Here is a 17,754-nt window from a genome sequence, read left to right on the forward strand (position 1 = left end):
TTAATCGCAAACATTTTTTTAAAGAAAAAAGGAAAAAATTACGATTATTCTTAAATCAAAAAGTGTTCACACCGAACACTTTTATTTTTTTCCGATTGCGAGATTATCGTATTTTTGTCAAACCTTAAAAACTATAAAATGTCATTAATAAAATCAATCTCAGGAATACGAGGAACCATTGGCGGAAAAGTAAATGATAACTTGACGCCGCTTGATGTTGTAAAATTTGCTTCGGCATTCGGAACTTGGCTTCAGAATAATAAAAATAAAAAAGATTTAACCTTAGTCATCGGAAGAGACGCAAGAATCTCTGGTCAAATGGTTTCTTCTTTGGTAACCGCAACTCTTCAAGGTCTTGGAATCAACGTGATTGATTTAGGACTTTCAACTACTCCAACTGTCGAAATAATGGTTCCTGAACTGAAAGCTGACGGAGGAATTATCCTAACTGCTTCTCACAATCCAAAACAATGGAACGCCTTAAAATTACTGAATGAAAATGGCGAATTTATCACCGGAGAAAATGGCGCAGAAGTTTTGGCTTTGGCAGAAAGTGAAGATTTCAATTATGCTGAAGTGGATGATTTGGGGAAATATGAAACAAGAGACGATGCTTTTGATATTCATATTCAACAGGTTTTGAATTTAGAAATGGTGGATGCAGAAGCTATTAAATCTAAAAATTTCAAAGTAGTTTTGGATGCTGTTAATTCAACTGGAGGAATTGCAATTCCTCAACTCTTGGAGAGATTGGGCGTTGAAGTGGTGAAATTATATTGCGAACCAACAGGACATTTCCCTCACAATCCTGAGCCTTTAAAAGAACATCTTGGCGACATCTGTGAATTGGTAAAAAAAGAAGGCGCTGACCTTGGAATCGTGGTTGATCCAGATGTTGACAGATTGGCTTTGATTGATGAAAAAGGCGAAATGTTTGGCGAAGAATACACTTTGGTTGCCGTTGCAGATTATCTTTTGAAAAATAAAAATGGTGTGGCAATCTCCAATCTTTCATCGAGCCGAGCTTTGAGAGACGTTGCGAAAACTCACAATTCCGAATATTTTGCAAGTGCTGTTGGAGAAGTGAATGTTGTGAACTTAATGAAAGAAAAAAATGCTGTAATCGGTGGTGAAGGAAACGGCGGAATCATCTATCCGGATTCGCATTATGGAAGAGATTCTTTGGTTGGTGTTGCTTTGTTCTTGACACATTTAGCCAAAGAAAACAAAACAGTTTCTGAGCTTAGAGCAGGTTATCCGGCTTATTTTATGGGTAAAAAGAAAATTGAATTGACGCCGGAAATCGATGTTGATGCTTTGCTTGTAAAAGTTCAGGAAGAATATAAAAATGAAGAAATCTCAACTGTTGACGGTGTGAAAATCGATTTTGCTGAAAATTGGGTTCATTTGAGAAAATCCAATACAGAACCAATTATCAGAATCTACACCGAAGCTTTTTCACAAAAAGAAGCCGATAAATTGGGAGATGATATGATTGCGAAAATCAGAAGTTTGATATAATATTGAAGGAGGCAAATTTTGCTTCCTTTTTTATTTATTGACAATTATAAAATAATTTGCATTTGGTTATAAATAATAGTGATTGTAACTAATGTAAAACGTATTTGATTACAAACAACCCTGTTTTTGATTTCCTGCAATTGTATTTTGTTACAAACACCCCTATTTTAAACTCCTTTCTACTGCATTTGGTTACAAGCACCCTTGTTTTAGACTTCCTGCAAATGTATTTTGTTTCAAACAAGTTGCGGGAGACTTCCGGAGTTCTTCTTCGGTTACAAACAAGCTTGTTTCAAACCTCCAGAGATTTTAATTAATACTCCATCTTCCTCAACTTCTTAGAAGTTGTTCCAATGAACAACGCCGTGAGAACCGTCATCGTTCCACCAAAAACTACTGAACGGACAATACCCATCAGTTTCGCCGTCAATCCACTTTCAAATTGTCCCAATTCATTACTCGACATAATGAAAATCGAATTCACACTCAAAACTCTTCCACGGATTTCTTCAGGTGTTTTCAGCTGGACAATTGTTCCTCTAATCACAACACTGATTCCGTCCAACATTCCGCTTAAAACTAAGAATCCAAAAGATAGCCAATACATTTTTGACAATCCAAATCCTATAATACACAATCCAAATCCGGAAGCTACAAACAACAGAATCTTACCTTGATTTTTTCTTAATAGAACTAATGACAACGTAATAATGATTATCATAGAACCAATATCAGACGCTGCGTTCAGCAATCCAAAACCTTCCGAACCAACTTTTAGAATATCACTCGCAAAAACAGGAATCATCGCTACTACCCCACCAAAAAGAACAGCAAACATATCCAACATTTGTGCGCCCAGAATCTCTTTAGTTCGATAGATAAAACTCAAACCTTCCTTCATACTTTCAAAGACTTTCACATCTTTTTTCGTATTCTCGGATTGTTGTTGGTTTACAGTCCAGAAAAACAAAGAAGCAACAGCCATACTCGATATAATCACAATCAAAGTCCATTTGATACTAATCAAAGCAATCAAAAAACCTCCTAAAGCGTGACCTGAGACCGAAGCAATTAGAAAAGTCGCCTGATTCAGCGTCACAGCATAAGGCAAATTTTCCTGTTTCACAATTCTAGGAATCATAGACGGAACCAAAGGCCCGAGAAAAGAACGACAGATTCCTGTAAAAAAAATCACACCATAAATGAAATAGGTAATTTCGTGGCCAGTAAAATGCATCCTGTGACCAAAAAAAGCCGGAATTAGAAGCAAACTGATCAGAATCACATAAGCATAATTACAAATCAAAAGCAATCTTTTCTTCTCGTTCATATCGATAATATATCCCGCGTAAAGCGCACAAGAAACCGCAGGAATTACTTCAGAAAGCCCAATTAATCCGATGGAAAAAGGATCTTTTGTCAACTGATACACCCACCATCCTAGCAAAGTTGCCAGCATTCGGAACGCGATGATAAGAAAAAATCTGCCTGTTAAAAGATGACGAAATTCTATATTTTTTAAAACTCGAAGTGGTGTAAAAGAAATCATTATGCAAAAATAATCGTTGTAAGCCAATTACTTTCAAATAACACCATAAATTTTTAGGAGCTTAATCCCGCTTTCCGTTACAATCTTTTCCTTTTCTAAGAAAAGCAAAAGGATTTCCACTGCAATCGGGGCTAGTGAGAAAACTTTGTTATAAAAAAACTTTCAACCTTTACAAGACTGAAACCTTCTCTATTTTGTATTATAAAATTCTTAGAATTTTAGTAATAGTAATAATTATCATTCGAAGAAACTCTAAACAATGATGCAATCAATGCAGCAAAAGCAGTTACTCCGACAACTGAGCCGACTACAATAGCAGCCGTTCCAGTAGGATTATTTTTTTTAATCACTCTGATATTATCTTTTGCAATAGTTACTTCTTGACTGTTGGAAATTCCCACGATTTTTTCCTCTTCTACAACAGAAACCCTGGCTTTATATTTACGTTTGCCTGTTTCATAAAACGTGTACTTCTTGCCTGCTTGGATTACAGAGAAATCATTTTTGTTTTTATTTGTGCTATAGATTGTTGTGGTACAAGATTGCAAAAGCAGAAGAAGTGCAATCAGACAAGAAAAAGTTTTCATTATAAATTTAGTTTTGCCAAATATACCGCAATTTTCCTGTCATTTGCAAGCCTTGGAATTTTATTTTGCCCCCCTAATTTACCTTCAGATTTCGCATAATCCTGAAAAGCATTTTTCTTCAATTTTGTAATCACTAAAGGTTGCAGAATATTCCCGGAAATCAAATCATCATAGTAAGTATTACGTTGTCTGAGTTGACAATCCAATTCAGATTTGAAAGCTTCGAAATTTTCTGGTTCTTTTTCAAACTCGATGAACCATTCGTGATAAGGCAAACCTTCTGTTGGATTCACTTCTGGAGCGAGATGAAATTCTGTAATCTGAGCTGGGAATTTTTCAACGGTTGCTTTCAAAGCTTCTTCTACTTCAAATGCAATCACGTGTTCTCCAAAAGCTGAAGTGAAATGTTTTGTTCTTCCGGAAACCAAAATTCTGTAAGGATTTTTATCAATAAACCTCACAACATCTCCAATCGAGTAAGCCCAAAGTCCGGAATTAGTCGTCAGAATCAGAGCATAATCTTTGTTCAGCTCAATATCTTTCAGAGTCAATCGTTCTGCGTTAGGTTTTCCATATTGTTCGAGCGGAATGAATTCGTAGAATATCCCGTGATTGGTCAGAAGCAATAATCCCTCTTTTCGATAATCATCCTGAAACGCAAAAAAACCTTCAGAAGCAGGAAACGTCTGAACGATATCGACAGGTTTCCCTAATAACTCGTTCATCTTGTCGCGATAAGGTTCGTAGTTAACTCCTCCTGTGATAATCAATTGAAGATTTGGAAAAATCTGTGTGATTTTTTTTCCGTGTTTATCAATCAGCTTTTCAAAATACATAATCAACCAAGGCGGAATCCCGGAAATCAAAGCCATATTTTCCTTCTCGGTTTCTTCTACGATTTTATCGACTTTGGTTTCCCAATCTTCGATGCAGTTGGTTTCCCAACTTGGTAGTCTATTTTTCTGAAGATAATTCGGAATGTGATGAGCGACAATTCCTGAAAGTCTTCCAGTTTTTACACCATTGACTTCTTCTAATTCTGGAGAACCTTGAAGAAAAATCATTTTTCCGTTGACGAAATCTGCATTATTTTTTTTCTCGATATAATGGAAAATGGCACTTTGAGCTGCTGCAATCTGAAAAGGCATTGCATCTTTGGAAATCGGAATGTATTTGGAGCCGGAAGTAGTTCCAGAAGTTTTTGCAAAATATTCAGGTAGGTCTGGCCAAAGAATCTTGGATTGTCCTTTTTTTACTTTCTCGATATATGGTTTTAAATCTTCATAATCCGCAACAGAAACATTTTTTTGAAAGTCTTCAATTGATTTTATGGTTTCGAATTGATGTTCTCTTCCGAATAATGTTTTCTCCGCAGTTTTTACCAAATCTAAAAGCAATTCCTGCTGATTCTGAATCGCATTGGTTTTAAAATTTTTGGATTTTCCGATATGTTTTTTTGCCCAGATGAGAGCGATGTTTTTCTTGATGAAATTTAGCATTGATAAAATTTTCAATTGTCAAATTTAGAGTTTATCTTGTATATAAGTTACTTTAGGTTATAGTTTTTGAACACAAAGGTCACAAAGATTCTTCTCCATCAAAATGTTTTAAGTTCACAAAGGCGCTTCGCTTAGATAAGTTGGATATACAAATGTTATTTTTATATTGGAAGTTTGTTTTGTGGCAAATCTGCGCCCCGGGCTGAGTGGAGCTCTTTTTGTAAGGAGGCACGACGAGCAAAAAAGCAGGAACGAAGCACGGAAAAGGCGCCCAAATCTTAATATTCGACGAGTGAAATTAATATTAAAAGATTCTGATATTCAAATATTTAAAAAAATATAAATTGTGTTGTGTTTTTTAAATAAAATGTTTACTTTTGCACCTCGAATAATTATAAAAATTTATAAACAATGTTTGCAATTGTAGAAATAGCAGGGCTTCAATACAAAGTTGAGCAAAACCAAAAGTTGTTTGTGAACCGTTTGAAAGGAGACAAAGGAGCGAAAGTTTCTTTTGATAAAGTTCTTCTTACTGTAAACGGTGCAGTAACTGTTGGTGCCCCGGCTGTAAACGGTATCGCCGTAGAAGTAGAAATTCTTGACCACGTTCAAGCTGACAAAGTAATCATTTTCAAAAAGAAAAGAAGAAAAGGTTATGCTAAGAAAAATGGTCACAGACAACAATTAACTCAAATCCAGATTGTTTCTATCACTGGTTTTGACGGTGCGAAAAAAGATGCTAAAAAAGCTGCTCCTAAGAAAGCTGCTAAAGCTGAAGTAACAGAAACCAGCGAAACTGCTGAGTAATTTTTAACCCAAAAAGCTTAAAATAAAATGGCACACAAGAAAGGAGTCGGTAGTTCCAAGAACGGTAGAGAATCTCATTCTAAAAGACTAGGTGTTAAGATTTTCGGAGGACAAACTGCAATCGCAGGAAACATCATCATCAGACAAAGAGGTACGCAACACCACCCAGGTGAAAACGTAGGAATGGGTAAAGATCACACTTTGCACGCTCTTGTTGACGGTACTGTAGTTTTCAGAAAGAAAGCAAACAACAGATCTTTTGTTTCTGTTGAACCAAACGCATAATCAACAGCGTTTTATAACATAAAAAATCCCAGCTTTTCAGTTGGGATTTTTTATTGTTTATATTTTTAGAAATTTAAAGTGTTTCTAATTGTTCTGCTGTGAACTCCATATTATGGAAAACATTCTGAACATCATCGTCTTCTTCAAAACGCTCCAACATTTTCATATTAGCCTTGAATTGGTCTTCTGTCATTCCTTTTGTATTGTTTGGAATTCTTTGTAATTCGGCACTTTTTGCCTCGATTCCAAGTTCGTCCAACTTATGAGACAATGAACCAAAATCTTCGAACGCCGTAGTAATCATTACTTCTTCATCATCTTTTTCAACATCTTCTGCTCCACCGTCAATCATTTCCATTTCGAAATCATCCCAATCCATTTTGATTTGAGCTAAATCGATTGTAAAAATACCTTTTCTATCAAAGATGAAAGCTAATTCACCATTCTTACCAAGATTTCCATCAAACTTATTGAAAATAGCTCTTACGTTAGCCACAGTTCTCGTAGGATTGTTTGTTGTACATTCTACAAAGAAAGCAACACCACCTTGTCCATATCCTTCGTAAGTGATTTCTTCATAGTTTTCAGCATCAGCACCGCTTGCTTTTTTGATTGCTCTTTCGACATTATCCTTTGGCATATTAGCACCTTTGGCATTTTGGATACATCTTTTAAGTGCTGGATTGGAATCTGGATCAGGACCACCAGCTTTCACTGCCAAAGCAATGTCTTTTCCAATCTTTGAAAATGTTTTGGCCATCTTATCCCATCTGGCCATTTTTGAAGCTTTTCTATATTCGAACGCTCTTCCCATTTTGTGATTAATTTATTTCTACAAAAATACTGAATTATAGAAACAAAAAAAATACCTCCAATAAAATTGGAGGTATTTATATTTAGAAATAATGTTTAATTATTTTCTTCTTTTTTTAGCTGGAGCTTTTTTTACAGTTTTCTTCTTAACTACTGGAAGATCTGATTTTTGAAGCGCTTCCCAAGCAGCACCATTTACAGCTTCTACAACAACTTTTCTATCAGCTTGTCTTTCAGCATCAGACGCTTTTTCAGAAACTTTAGCATCTCTTTCTCCAACTCCAACAGATTTCAATTGGCTTGGAGATACACCTTTAGCCTCTAAAGCAGCAACTACAGAAGCAGCTCTTTGTCTAGAAAGTTTCAAGTTGTAAGCTTCAGCACCTTTAGCATCTGTATGACCAGTTACTAAGAAAGTAGCATCTTTAGCACCTTTAAGAATTTCTGCAGCTTGAGAAATTTTACCTGCAGATTCTGCTCTTAAAGTAGCTTTGTTAAAATCAAATAAGATGTTTGTCAATGCTCCAGTAGCTTCAGTAGCATAAGCTCCTGCTGGCTTAGGACAACCTTGGTATTCTGGAAGACCTGGAACTGTAGGACAAGCATCATCTTTGTCTAATACTCCGTCACCATCTGTATCTGGCCAAGGACAACCTTTGTTTTCAGCTGGACCAGCAACATCTGGACAAGCATCATCTTTGTCTAATACTCCATCACCATCAGTATCTGGCCAAGGACAACCGTTGTTCTCTTTTGGACCTGCTACATCTGGACATTGATCGTCTTTATCTGGAACTCCATCACCATCCGTATCAGGACATCCTTGGAATTCTGGTAAACCTGGCTCATCTGGACATGCATCTTCTTTATCAGGGATACCATCTTTATCTCTATCTGTATTACCAAATCTGAACAACAATGAAGCAGAAGCTTGCCAGAAGTTAGCAACACCTGATTTATCAACTGGTGTAGTTACATAATCTCCTTGAACACCTAAACCAAAGTTCTTAGTTACCCAGAAATTGATACCAGCTCCAGTGCTTACTGTAAAGTGGTTAGCTTTACCTGTCACATCACCATCTTTGTTATAAGAAGAGTAAACTTCTCCTGACTTTGTATCTGTTGCAGGGAAAGTAAGACCTGTATAATCATGTCTTAGGTAGTTAGCACCAACTCTCAAGTACGGATCAAACCAAGACTCTTCATCCCACAACAAACCTGCAGCTTTGAATTGAACACCTAGACCTGTCATCAAGAAGAATTCCTTCTCCATAGCAAATCTCTTGTTATCAACATTCCCTACAGTTGTTTGCCAGTCTAGAACCAAACCTTTCCCAAGGCTTCTTGCAACTGTCAACTTAGAAAGTGGCGGTGTAATTGAATACTTAGAAACTCCGAATAAGTTTTCTCCGAAATTTTTGAATGAGAACGTATTGCTGAAATTACTTCTTTGAGCAACGTGATTCACTCCATGAGCACCTACACCAATAACCCATGGGTTAGATGTAGTCTGTGCGAAAACAGTAGAAGCAACAGTAAGTGCTAATGCTGAAATTCCTAATTTTAGATTTTTCATAGAATTAAATGATTAAATAATTGATAATGCAAAATAAATATAATTTTTCTTTATAAACAAAGTTTTTTTAGTTTTTCTTTAACAATCGCTGGATGTTTACTTTATTCTCCCTATCTTTTATTGCCTCTCTTTTATCGTAGAGTTTTTTCCCTCTAGCTAAAGAAATAAGCAATTTGGCCTTTCCATTATTATTGATGTACAGCTTCAATGGGATTATAGTATTCCCAACATCTTTTAACTTTTTTTTAAGTTTTTGCAATTCGTAATTATGCAGTAGCAACTTCCGTTCCCTTTTTGTTTTATGATTGTAAAAAGTTCCTAGCTTATACTCATCAATCATCATATTAATAATGTATAATTCATCATTAATAAACTGACAAAAGCTTTCCGTAATGGATGCTTTGGAAGAACGAAGCGATTTTATTTCAGTGCCTGTTAATACAATACCAGCTTCATATTCATCCAAGATTTCGTATTCGAAGCGGGCACGTTTGTTAAGAATATTAACAGATTTTTCTATTTTAACTTTCATTAAGTCTAAATTTATATAAAATTAGGAAACTTCAGTATCCCAACTTATTTTCGTATTTTTGCACAAATTTACAAAACTATATGTTAACAGTATCTAATATATCATTACAGTTCGGCAAGAGAGTTCTCTTTGACGAAGTTAATATAAAATTTACAAAAGGCAATTGTTATGGTATTATCGGTGCAAATGGTGCCGGGAAATCAACATTCCTTAAAATATTAAGTGGAAAGCAAGAACCAACTTCCGGAAATGTATCTCTAGAGAATGGAAAAAGAATGTCAGTTCTTGAGCAGGATCACTTTGCTTATGACAATTTCACAGTATTAGAAACCATTCTTAGAGGAAATAAAAGACTTTTCGAAATCAAAGAAGAAATGGATGCACTTTATGCTAAAGAAGATTTCTCTGATGAAGATGGAATCAAAGCCGGAGAATTAGGTGTCATCTATGACGAAATGGGTGGATGGAATTCCGAAGCCGATGCGCAAACTTTGTTATCCAATGTTGGTATTACAGAAGATATGCACTATCAATTGATGGGCGAATTGGAAAACAAAGACAAAGTAAGAGTTTTGCTTGCACAAGCTTTGTTTGGTAATCCTGATGTCTTGATTCTGGATGAGCCTACTAATGACCTGGATATCGCTACAATTGCATGGTTGGAGGATTTCTTGGCAGATTATGAGAATACAGTAATCGTCGTATCTCACGACCGTCACTTCTTGGATACAGTTTGTACTCATATTGGAGATTTGGATTATTCTAAACTTAACTTATATACAGGTAACTACTCTTTCTGGTATCAAGCTTCTCAATTGGCAACGAGACAGAGAGCTCAGGCTAATAAAAAAGCAGAAGATAAGAAAAAAGAATTACAGGATTTCATCGCGAGATTTAGTTCCAACGTTGCAAAAGCAAAACAGGCAACTGCTCGTAAAAAGATGATTGACAAATTGAATATTGATGACATCAAACCATCTTCTCGTCGTTATCCAGCAATTATTTTCGATATAGAAAGAGAGGTTGGAGACCAGATTCTTGATGTCAAAGGTCTTGAAAAAACAAAAGACGGCGAATTGCTATTCACAAACGTTGACCTTAATCTTAAAAAAGGCGACAAAGTAGCAGTTCTTTCTAGAAACTCTTTGGCTATCACAGAATTTTTCGAAATTCTTGCTGGAAATATAGAAGCTGACAAAGGTAATGTAGCTTGGGGTGTAACAACCAATCAATCTCATATGCCATTAGACAATACAAGTTTCTTCCAAAGCGATTATAACTTGGTAGATTGGTTGAGACAATTCACTAAGAATGATGAAGAGCGTCACGAGGAGTTTATAAGAGGTTTCTTGGGAAGAATGTTGTTCTCTGGAGACGAAGCGCTTAAATCTTGTAAAGTTCTTTCCGGAGGTGAGAAAATGCGTTGCATGTTCAGTAGAATGATGCTTCAGAAAGCTAACGTTCTTTTGCTTGATGAACCTACCAACCACTTAGATTTGGAAAGTATTACAACGTTGAATAACTCATTGAACAACTTCAAAGGGAATCTTCTATTGTCTTCTCATGACCACGAATTGCTGGGAACTGTTTGTAACAGAATCATCGAGTTGACACCAAAAGGAATCATCGATAGAGATATGACTTACGACGAGTATCTATCAGACAAAAAAATTAAAGAATTACAAGAGCAAATGTATTCTTAATCATAAAAATAAAGAAAAGAGCATTCCAAGTTTTGGAGTGCTCTTTTTAGTTGAATTAAGTATTTTACTTTTACTAATATAGACTTGTTATTTATTTGACATAAGTCTTTTTTATGTTTTACAATTATAATGAAAATACCCCAACTCTTAGGGGCATTTCTGTATTTTTTAAAACCTATTTCGTCAACTTTGTAGTTGGCAAAGTTACAGTTCCAGGATCTTTCCAAAGACCATCTTTCTCAGCTCTTTTCTTAATAGCCTCAGCTCTTTTATTACTATCAGGATGCGAGTTGAACATCTTTTGAAAACCAGATTGTGCAGTTCCGCCTTCAGACAATAAAGCTAATTTCTTGAAAGCACTGTAAGCACCTACAACATCGTAACCATTAGCTTTCATAAAATCGTAAGAATAAGTATCCGCTTCCGATTCTTGCTTTTTACTGTGAGAAGCAACCATAATGGCATTCGCCATTTGACCTAATTGGCTATCATTAAGTGTTGCCACAGTTTTTGAAGATGCGGAAGCTGCATCTAATGCCGCCGCTTTCAAATAAGCAGATTTGATAGCATATTTTGTATCTTCGTTCTTAACGTGACCAATCTCGTGATCAATGACTGCAAGAAGTTCATCATCTGTCATAATATCCATCAAAGAAGAAAATACCCTCACGCTCCCATCTGCACAAGCAAAAGCGTTGATATCTTTTACTTTAACTTTGTAATTTAGCTCAGACCGTCTTGAGATTTGTGTTTTGCGAAAAGTTTGTTTAGGCAAACTGTATATGGATCTTTTGCACCAGCAACCGGATTGTTTTTATCAAATATAATCTACAAACTCTTTGGATAACTTGATTGCATCGGCATTGGTAAATGTTAAAGCAGAAACACCCTTCCCCGCAGCTTTTGTTACGCTTCCAAGATTAAATTGAGCATTCGTAAAACCGACCGTTCCCAAAAAGAAGAAAGAGAGATAATTGTTATTTTCATAATAGTTGTTTTTAGGATTACACTTTTATTTTTTTTGAAAAGCACTATCAATTTTGAGCAAATTACCCTAAACAAATTTCTAAACAAGGCTGTTTTTATCCGCGTAATTCAGTTTAAAAAAAATGAAAGTCATCATCGAAAAAGCTAAAAGCGAGCTCCCTCCATAACTAAAAAAAGGCAAGGGAATCCCCACGGTTGGGAAAAGTCCCATAACCATCCCAAGATTGATTCCGAAGTGAATTAATAAAACAGATGCGAAACAGTAGCCAAAAACTCGATTAAATGTCGATTTTTGATTTTCTGCCAAATAGTAAATTCTACCAATAAAAATAGCATAACAGAGAATCAATACGGTACTTCCTACGAAGCCCCATTCTTCTCCTACAGTACAAAAGATGTAATCTGTTTCTTGTTCTGGAACAAATTTTCCCTGTGTTACAGATCCTTGCTTATAGCCCTTTCCCATCATTCCTCCGGATCCGATTGCAGTTTTCGAATAGAGTAGGTTATAACCCGAAGTATCCCGGAAAGCTTTTTCGCCTTTGTAAAGAACTTCGATTCTTTCTCGCTGATGTTTTGGTAATTTAGAAAGTACATATTCTGAGGAATAAGACAACCCGCTTAAAACACCTACCGACAATACAATTCCGATAATCAAAATTATATTACCCTGAATTTTATAAAAATTGAAAAAAACAAAAATAGCAACGATAATCAAAATGGCAATCACAACATAAATTGGAGCAACAGCAAGCGAGACTAGAAATGTTGCGGCAAATATAAAGATAACACCAAACAACCAACCAGAAAGCCCCTCTCTATAAAGTGCCATTAAAAAAGCAAAAAATACTAAAAGCGAACCAACATCCGGAATCATTAGAACAACAATCCCTGGTATTGCTACAATTGCCAAAGCTGTATAAAGTACTTTTCTATTTTTTAAATTAAAGTCAGGATTGGAAACATAATTCGCCAACATAAGTGCTGTTCCTATCTTCGCGAACTCTACAGGTTGCATCGTAAATCCCCCGAATTTGTACCAGTTTTTCTGACCCAGAATTTCCGTTCCAAAAGGGAATAATCCAACCAAAAGTAGCACTCCTCCTACATACAGAATAGCTGCCATATTTTCGAAAAACTTGGTTCTCATACAAAATATAATCACCCCGACGAAACATGAGATTCCAAAGAACATTAATTGTTTGCTTCCCAATTTCTCATCCACACTATTGATATTCACAATAGCGAAAACACAAAGCAGGATGTAAAGCCCAATTCCCAACTTATCTATACCTTCTGCCCACTTCATTTTACTTTGGATTTTACAGATTTAACTTTGGAACTGTCTTTTTTTAATTTTTTATCTTGAATGGCTTTAAGACTATCTTTAATTTTCTTTAATTGGATTGAATCTTTTGGAGGTTCTTTGTACCAGCCTTTTCGTTTCATTTCGGAGACATATTGTCGTTTATACTCTGGCATAAAGCTAGAGGTAATCATTTTCTTGTAAAGATTTTCTCTTTTAAGTTCTCCAGTGATATATTTTTCGGCAATGGTAGTACAAGCTGGTCCTGCCCAAGTTGCCCCAAATCCTGCGTGCTCCATTACAGCAGCAACTACAATCTTTGGTTTATCTGCAGGGGCAATCAATACAAAAATCGAATTATCTTTTCCTTGAGGAACCTGTGCCGTTCCAGTTTTTGCTAATTGTGTAAAATCTTTTGAAAGCAAACTTCTCCCTGTTCCTTTCAACATTACAGCTTCCATTCCTTGAAGAATAACATTATAGAAATGAGGATTTTGAACCAATGTCATATGTTTCTTCTTGAATCTCGGGTCTGGATTTGGTTTTCCATCAATCGATTTAACAACGTGTGGCGTATAATACCAACCTTTATTTGCAATCGCCGCTACAAAATTTGCCATTTGCATAGGCGTCAAAAGCACATCGCCTTGTCCCATACCATTATAAATAGCACCAGTCGGCATCTCGTCCCAGTTTTTATAATCTGTCCGTTTAGAACCACTTGCTTTATAAATGGATTTCATTCTTTTTTCATAGAACTCACCAGAAGGAATTCTACCTTTTGCACCAACCGCTAAATCATTATTAAGGAACTCTCCAACGCCAAAACTATTGATAATTTTTTTCCATTCATCAACTCCTTTTGACGGATTACCGGGATATTTTTTTATGATTGATATATAAGCATAAGTGAAGTAGCAGTTACTAGACACCTGGATCGAAGGAATCAACGGGTCTGCCCCACCGTGACCTTTTATACTTTTCCCACGATAAAAAAATCCTCTTCCACAAGGATAAATTGTTTGGTCTGTCATCACGCCCATTTCCATCGCAGCAAGGGCTGTCAACAATTTGAATGTTGAACCCGGAGGATAAGCTGCCTGAATAGAACGATCGAATGTTGGCTTGTTCTCGTAGATGGTATCGTTGGCTAATTTGTAAAGATTTCTAGACTTGTTCGGACCAGTGAAAAGATTCGGGTCGATATCCGGCCCCGTTGCCATTGTAAGGATTTCTCCATTATTTGGATCAAGAGCAACAACTGCACCATGTTTATTGACCAACATTTCTTCTGCCATTCTTTGCAAATCATAATCGATGGTCAAAGTCAAATCCTTTCCTGTAACAACCTCCTTGTCAAGCTCTCCATTCTTATATGAGCCGATACTTCTTTGGCGAATATCTTTTTGGATATATTTCATCCCTTTTTCGCCTCGAAGATCTTTTTCGTAAGCTTTTTCTATTCCACTTTTCCCAACAATATCTCCCGGTAAATAATAAAGAGAATCTTTCTTAATATCGTTATCATTTACCTGATTGGTATAACCCAAAAGGTTACCAGAAGTGTTGATTTCATATTGTCTTTGAGGACGCGGAACTATCGCAAACGCTGGATATTTGAAAATCAATTCCTGAACTCTCGCCATATCTTCACGACTTAGATTTTTCATAAAAGTCATTGGCGTCAACTTAGAATAATATTTTTCCTTTTCAATATTTTTCATCGTTTTGATGAAATCGGGTTTGGAGATATTCAATAATTTACAAAAACCTATAGTATCAAAATCAGGTTTAAGAAGTGCCGCTGTATAAGAAATCTCAAATGCGGGTTGATTTCCAACAAGAATTTTACCGTTTCTATCAAAAATCACACCTCTTGGCGGAATGACATATTCGATTTTAATGGACGTATTAGCAGCATTAAGAGCATATCTGTCTGTAAACAACTGCAAATAAGAAAGCCTTGCAATAAAAATTAATGCAATGACAGAAAGAGCAAGAATAATTCTGAGATATTGTGATTTCATATGTGCATTTCTATTTTTTAGAGGACATATGTAACCTCAATGTCAAAGAAAATTTTGTTGTTGTTTTTATACACATTCTTTAAGTTTCAGACTTTTTGCTTGATTTTAAATGCTAATGTATAGGCTAATATAAAAACAAATGATATTAAACTAGTTACTATGACATTAAATAAAATTTCAAAAAATCTATCGAATTTAAAAAACTCGATGAACTGTACCAAAAATTGATGGATAAAAATACTTGTTATGATGAAAAATATGAACTGAGTCCACTGGATACCTTGGAAAGAAAAGAAATCCGTAGTTGTATCCGTAGATGTTCTAAATATGATTGTTCTAAAATAAGCGATAACTGTTGTAGCAAAAGCATTGATTCCCCAAGTTCCTAAAAAAGCATCCACACATAATCCTAAAAGAAAACTCAATCCAAGAAATTGAAATTGATTTCTGAAAAATGGATAAAACATCACGAACACAGGATAAAGTACAGGAATGTATTGCCCAAACAAAGCAATTCTGTTCAAGATGAAAATCTGAAAAGCCGTAAGTATTGCTATTAAAAGCAAGTCTGATGCAATGTTTCTACTGACCATCTTTTTTAATTTGAGCTTTTAAAGTATCTTCAATCTTCATTACCTCAGCTTTTTTGAGATTTCTTACAACATAAACCGTGCTTAGTTTTCCTACTTTTTCGCTAAGTTCTACAGAAACATCCCAGAATCCAGTTTTGCTGTCAACTTGATAACCGGCAACTGTTCCAATTAAGATTCCTGCAGGGAAAATTGAAGATTTTCCATCTGTTACAACTGTATCACCAACCTTAAGCGGAACATATTTCGGAATATCAGAAAGCGTCATCGTTCTAGAATCATCACCTTTCCAAGACAAGGTTCCAAAATAACCTGACTTTTTAAGCGAAGCACTGATTTTGATTTTATTAGTACTCAAAACCGATTGAACTAAGGAATAATTATCTGTTGTATTGATGACGATTCCTGCAATTCCTCGTGGTGCAATTACACCCATTTTGGAACTGACACCTTGCAGACGACCTCTATTAATTGTAAAATAATTATCTTTTCTGTTTATCGTATTGTAAACAACTTCTCCGTCAACAAAAGTATAAATCTGTCCGCCTCCGATTGTATCATAAACTTTTCGGAAAACCGGTTTATCCAATTTTTCTTTTCCGTAAAGCTCTTTCATCAAAGCTTTGTTCTGAACAACAAGGTCTTCATTAATTTGTTTTAATTTCAAATAAGATGTTCCTTCATCAATATAACCGGAAACCCAAGAATTAAAGGCAGCCGTTTTTGCCGCCAAATAACTTTGTTGCATTGAGTTCTTGCTGAAGATTAGCACAATTGCTACCAATTGTAAGAATATGAAGAACACAAATAACGCATTCTTGGAAAAAAATCTCAGCAAAGCACCCATCTAAACTATAGAATGATAATTGATAAATTAAATGTTGGACTTTGACTCAAAACATATCATCAAAAGTCCGAACATTCAAATTGTATAGAAAATTGATTATTTAATTAAGAAATTGAATTTATCCATATTTTTAAGAGCAATCCCTGTTCCTCTTACAACTGCTCTCAATGGATCTTCTGCTACGAAAACAGGAAGTCCAGTTTTTCTGTGAAGCCTGTCTGCCAAACCTCTTAGAAGAGCACCACCGCCAGCAAGGTAAATACCTGTTTTATAGATATCAGCAGCCAATTCCGGAGGAGTCAAAGAAAGAGTCTCCATTACTGCATCTTCGATTCTGATGATTGATTTATCAAGAGCCTTCGCAATTTCTTTATAATTCACCATAATCTCTTTTGGCTTCCCAGTAATCAAATCTCTACCTTGGACAGGAATATCATCAATTGGAACATCTAATTCTTCAACAGCAGAACCAACTTCTAATTTGATTCTCTCAGCAGTTCTTTCTCCGATATATAAATTATGATGCGTTCTAAGATAATAAGCAATATCATTAGTGAAAACATCACCTGCAATTTTCACAGATTTGTCACAAACAATTCCACCAAGCGCAACTACAGCAATCTCCGTTGTACCACCACCTATATCGATAATCATATTACCTTCTGGTTTTTGAACATCAATTCCAACTCCTATTGCAGCAGCCATTGGTTCATAAATCAAACGAACTTCTTTAGCATTCACTTTTTGGGCAGAATCTCTTACCGCTCTTTTTTCAACTTCGGTAATTCCGGATGGGATACAAATAACAATTCTAAGTGCGGGTTGAAAAAGCTTTCCTTTGATACCTGGAATTTGTTTGATAAATTCCTTAATCATATGTTCGGAAGCGTGGAAATCTGCGATAACTCCATCCTTTAATGGACGAACTGTTTTGATATCCTCGTGAGTCTTCCCTTGCATATGTTTTGCCTGTTCCCCAACAGCAATCGGCTTGCCAGAAGAACGCTCTATCGCAACGATAGAAGGTTGATCCACAACGATCTTGTTGTTATGTATGATAAGCGTGTTCGCCGTTCCCAAGTCAATCGCAATCTCTTGCGTAAACATATCCAATATACCCATTTC

Annotated in this window: 17 protein-coding genes; 4 read left to right on the forward strand and 13 right to left on the reverse strand. The window is 35.7% G+C overall.

What is annotated here, in order from left to right; translation table 11 throughout:
- The first annotated feature begins 138 nt into the window (after window positions 1-138).
- Window positions 139-1,521 carry a phosphoglucosamine mutase gene (gene glmM, locus DRF58_RS10610; RefSeq protein WP_116035315.1) on the forward strand — a complete coding sequence of 461 codons (1,383 nt, stop codon included), beginning with the start codon at window positions 139-141 and terminating at the stop codon, window positions 1,519-1,521.
- A gap of 313 nt (window positions 1,522-1,834) precedes the next feature.
- Here glmM and DRF58_RS10615 read toward each other — a convergent pair whose 3' ends face one another.
- The 3 genes from DRF58_RS10615 to DRF58_RS10625 all read right to left on the reverse strand — a co-directional run bounded on the left by DRF58_RS10615 (window position 1,835) and on the right by DRF58_RS10625 (window position 5,156).
- A complete protein-coding gene (locus DRF58_RS10615) occupies window positions 1,835-3,070 on the reverse strand; it encodes an MFS transporter (RefSeq protein ID WP_116035316.1) in 1,236 nt (411 codons plus the stop codon).
- 218 nt (window positions 3,071-3,288) lie between these two features.
- Complete coding sequence (locus DRF58_RS10620) at window positions 3,289-3,657, reverse strand: hypothetical protein (RefSeq protein WP_116035318.1); 369 nt, start codon at window positions 3,655-3,657, stop codon at window positions 3,289-3,291.
- The gene (locus DRF58_RS10625) at window positions 3,657-5,156 is read right to left on the reverse strand and encodes a GH3 auxin-responsive promoter family protein (RefSeq protein ID WP_116035320.1); all 1,500 of its coding nucleotides are present in this window, start codon (window positions 5,154-5,156) and stop codon (window positions 3,657-3,659) included. The genes DRF58_RS10620 and DRF58_RS10625 overlap by 1 nt, the downstream gene beginning before the upstream one ends.
- A 411-nt stretch (window positions 5,157-5,567) precedes the next feature.
- Here DRF58_RS10625 and rplU point away from each other — a divergent pair, with 411 nt between their 5' ends.
- A complete protein-coding gene (rplU, locus tag DRF58_RS10630; protein WP_116035322.1) occupies window positions 5,568-5,963 on the forward strand; it encodes a 50S ribosomal protein L21 in 396 nt (131 codons plus the stop codon).
- A gap of 27 nt (window positions 5,964-5,990) precedes the next feature.
- Window positions 5,991-6,248: a 50S ribosomal protein L27 gene (gene rpmA, locus DRF58_RS10635; RefSeq protein ID WP_116035323.1), complete on the forward strand. Its 258-nt coding sequence runs from the start codon at window positions 5,991-5,993 to the stop codon at window positions 6,246-6,248.
- A 73-nt stretch (window positions 6,249-6,321) separates the two neighbouring features.
- On the opposite strand, the gene DRF58_RS10640 is transcribed toward rpmA, so the two are convergent.
- The 3 genes from DRF58_RS10640 to smpB all read right to left on the reverse strand — a co-directional run bounded on the left by DRF58_RS10640 (window position 6,322) and on the right by smpB (window position 9,169).
- Window positions 6,322-7,062, reverse strand: a complete 741-nt coding sequence (locus DRF58_RS10640) for a YebC/PmpR family DNA-binding transcriptional regulator (protein ID WP_116035325.1) — start codon at window positions 7,060-7,062, stop codon at window positions 6,322-6,324.
- A gap of 99 nt (window positions 7,063-7,161) precedes the next feature.
- Window positions 7,162-8,637, reverse strand: coding sequence for an OmpA family protein (locus tag DRF58_RS10645; protein WP_116035327.1), 1,476 nt, complete (start codon window positions 8,635-8,637; stop codon window positions 7,162-7,164).
- A 67-nt stretch (window positions 8,638-8,704) separates the two neighbouring features.
- Entirely contained in the window at window positions 8,705-9,169 is a 465-nt protein-coding gene (gene smpB / locus DRF58_RS10650; RefSeq protein WP_116035328.1) for an SsrA-binding protein SmpB, read from the reverse strand.
- 80 nt (window positions 9,170-9,249) lie between these two features.
- Here smpB and DRF58_RS10655 point away from each other — a divergent pair, with 80 nt between their 5' ends.
- Window positions 9,250-10,872, forward strand: coding sequence for an ABC-F family ATP-binding cassette domain-containing protein (locus tag DRF58_RS10655; RefSeq protein WP_116035330.1), 1,623 nt, complete (start codon window positions 9,250-9,252; stop codon window positions 10,870-10,872).
- A gap of 175 nt (window positions 10,873-11,047) precedes the next feature.
- Here the strand turns inward: DRF58_RS10655 and DRF58_RS10660 are convergent, their stop codons facing one another.
- The 7 genes from DRF58_RS10660 to DRF58_RS10685 all read right to left on the reverse strand — a co-directional run bounded on the left by DRF58_RS10660 (window position 11,048) and on the right by DRF58_RS10685 (window position 17,751).
- Window positions 11,048-11,647 (reverse strand): M48 family metalloprotease, encoded by a 600-nt coding sequence (locus DRF58_RS10660; protein WP_262510761.1) that lies wholly within the window; start codon window positions 11,645-11,647, stop codon window positions 11,048-11,050.
- Window positions 11,648-11,689: 42 nt separating this feature from the next.
- Window positions 11,690-11,827: a hypothetical protein gene (locus DRF58_RS19235; RefSeq protein WP_262510762.1), complete on the reverse strand. Its 138-nt coding sequence runs from the start codon at window positions 11,825-11,827 to the stop codon at window positions 11,690-11,692.
- A 111-nt stretch (window positions 11,828-11,938) separates the two neighbouring features.
- Window positions 11,939-13,168 carry a rod shape-determining protein RodA gene (gene rodA, locus DRF58_RS10665; protein WP_116035332.1) on the reverse strand — a complete coding sequence of 410 codons (1,230 nt, stop codon included), beginning with the start codon at window positions 13,166-13,168 and terminating at the stop codon, window positions 11,939-11,941.
- On the reverse strand, window positions 13,165-15,192 hold the full coding sequence (locus DRF58_RS10670; protein ID WP_116035333.1) for a peptidoglycan D,D-transpeptidase FtsI family protein: 2,028 nt from the start codon (window positions 15,190-15,192) through the stop codon (window positions 13,165-13,167). The genes rodA and DRF58_RS10670 overlap by 4 nt, the downstream gene beginning before the upstream one ends.
- Before the next feature lie 86 nt (window positions 15,193-15,278).
- The gene (locus DRF58_RS10675; RefSeq protein WP_116035335.1) at window positions 15,279-15,785 is read right to left on the reverse strand and encodes a rod shape-determining protein MreD; all 507 of its coding nucleotides are present in this window, start codon (window positions 15,783-15,785) and stop codon (window positions 15,279-15,281) included.
- Window positions 15,775-16,629: a rod shape-determining protein MreC gene (mreC, locus tag DRF58_RS10680; protein ID WP_116035336.1), complete on the reverse strand. Its 855-nt coding sequence runs from the start codon at window positions 16,627-16,629 to the stop codon at window positions 15,775-15,777. The genes DRF58_RS10675 and mreC overlap by 11 nt, the downstream gene beginning before the upstream one ends.
- A gap of 96 nt (window positions 16,630-16,725) precedes the next feature.
- A complete protein-coding gene (locus DRF58_RS10685; RefSeq protein ID WP_027383133.1) occupies window positions 16,726-17,751 on the reverse strand; it encodes a rod shape-determining protein in 1,026 nt (341 codons plus the stop codon).
- Window positions 17,752-17,754 lie beyond the last annotated feature (3 nt).

It is taken from the genome of Epilithonimonas hispanica (assembly GCF_003385395.1).
GTDB lineage: Bacteria > Bacteroidota > Bacteroidia > Flavobacteriales > Weeksellaceae > Epilithonimonas > Epilithonimonas hispanica.

Bases quoted from the DNA above. Each gene is read 5' to 3' on its own strand.
- DRF58_RS10670 (WP_116035333.1), bottom strand. From the start codon at position 15,192: ATGAAATCACAATATCTCAGAATTATTCTTGCTCTTTCTGTCATTGCA.
- DRF58_RS10620 (WP_116035318.1), bottom strand. From the start codon at position 3,657: ATGAAAACTTTTTCTTGTCTGATTGCACTTCTTCTGCTTTTGCAATCT.
- DRF58_RS10640 (WP_116035325.1), bottom strand. From the start codon at position 7,062: ATGGGAAGAGCGTTCGAATATAGAAAAGCTTCAAAAATGGCCAGATGG.
- glmM (WP_116035315.1), top strand. From the start codon at position 139: ATGTCATTAATAAAATCAATCTCAGGAATACGAGGAACCATTGGCGGA.
- rodA (WP_116035332.1), bottom strand. From the start codon at position 13,168: ATGAAGTGGGCAGAAGGTATAGATAAGTTGGGAATTGGGCTTTACATC.
- DRF58_RS10655 (WP_116035330.1), top strand. From the start codon at position 9,250: ATGTTAACAGTATCTAATATATCATTACAGTTCGGCAAGAGAGTTCTC.
- DRF58_RS10685 (WP_027383133.1), bottom strand. From the start codon at position 17,751: ATGGGTATATTGGATATGTTTACGCAAGAGATTGCGATTGACTTGGGA.
- mreC (WP_116035336.1), bottom strand. From the start codon at position 16,629: ATGGGTGCTTTGCTGAGATTTTTTTCCAAGAATGCGTTATTTGTGTTC.
- rpmA (WP_116035323.1), top strand. From the start codon at position 5,991: ATGGCACACAAGAAAGGAGTCGGTAGTTCCAAGAACGGTAGAGAATCT.
- DRF58_RS10645 (WP_116035327.1), bottom strand. From the start codon at position 8,637: ATGAAAAATCTAAAATTAGGAATTTCAGCATTAGCACTTACTGTTGCT.
- rplU (WP_116035322.1), top strand. From the start codon at position 5,568: ATGTTTGCAATTGTAGAAATAGCAGGGCTTCAATACAAAGTTGAGCAA.
- smpB (WP_116035328.1), bottom strand. From the start codon at position 9,169: ATGAAAGTTAAAATAGAAAAATCTGTTAATATTCTTAACAAACGTGCC.
- DRF58_RS10675 (WP_116035335.1), bottom strand. From the start codon at position 15,785: ATGGTCAGTAGAAACATTGCATCAGACTTGCTTTTAATAGCAATACTT.
- DRF58_RS10615 (WP_116035316.1), bottom strand. From the start codon at position 3,070: ATGATTTCTTTTACACCACTTCGAGTTTTAAAAAATATAGAATTTCGT.
- DRF58_RS10625 (WP_116035320.1), bottom strand. From the start codon at position 5,156: ATGCTAAATTTCATCAAGAAAAACATCGCTCTCATCTGGGCAAAAAAA.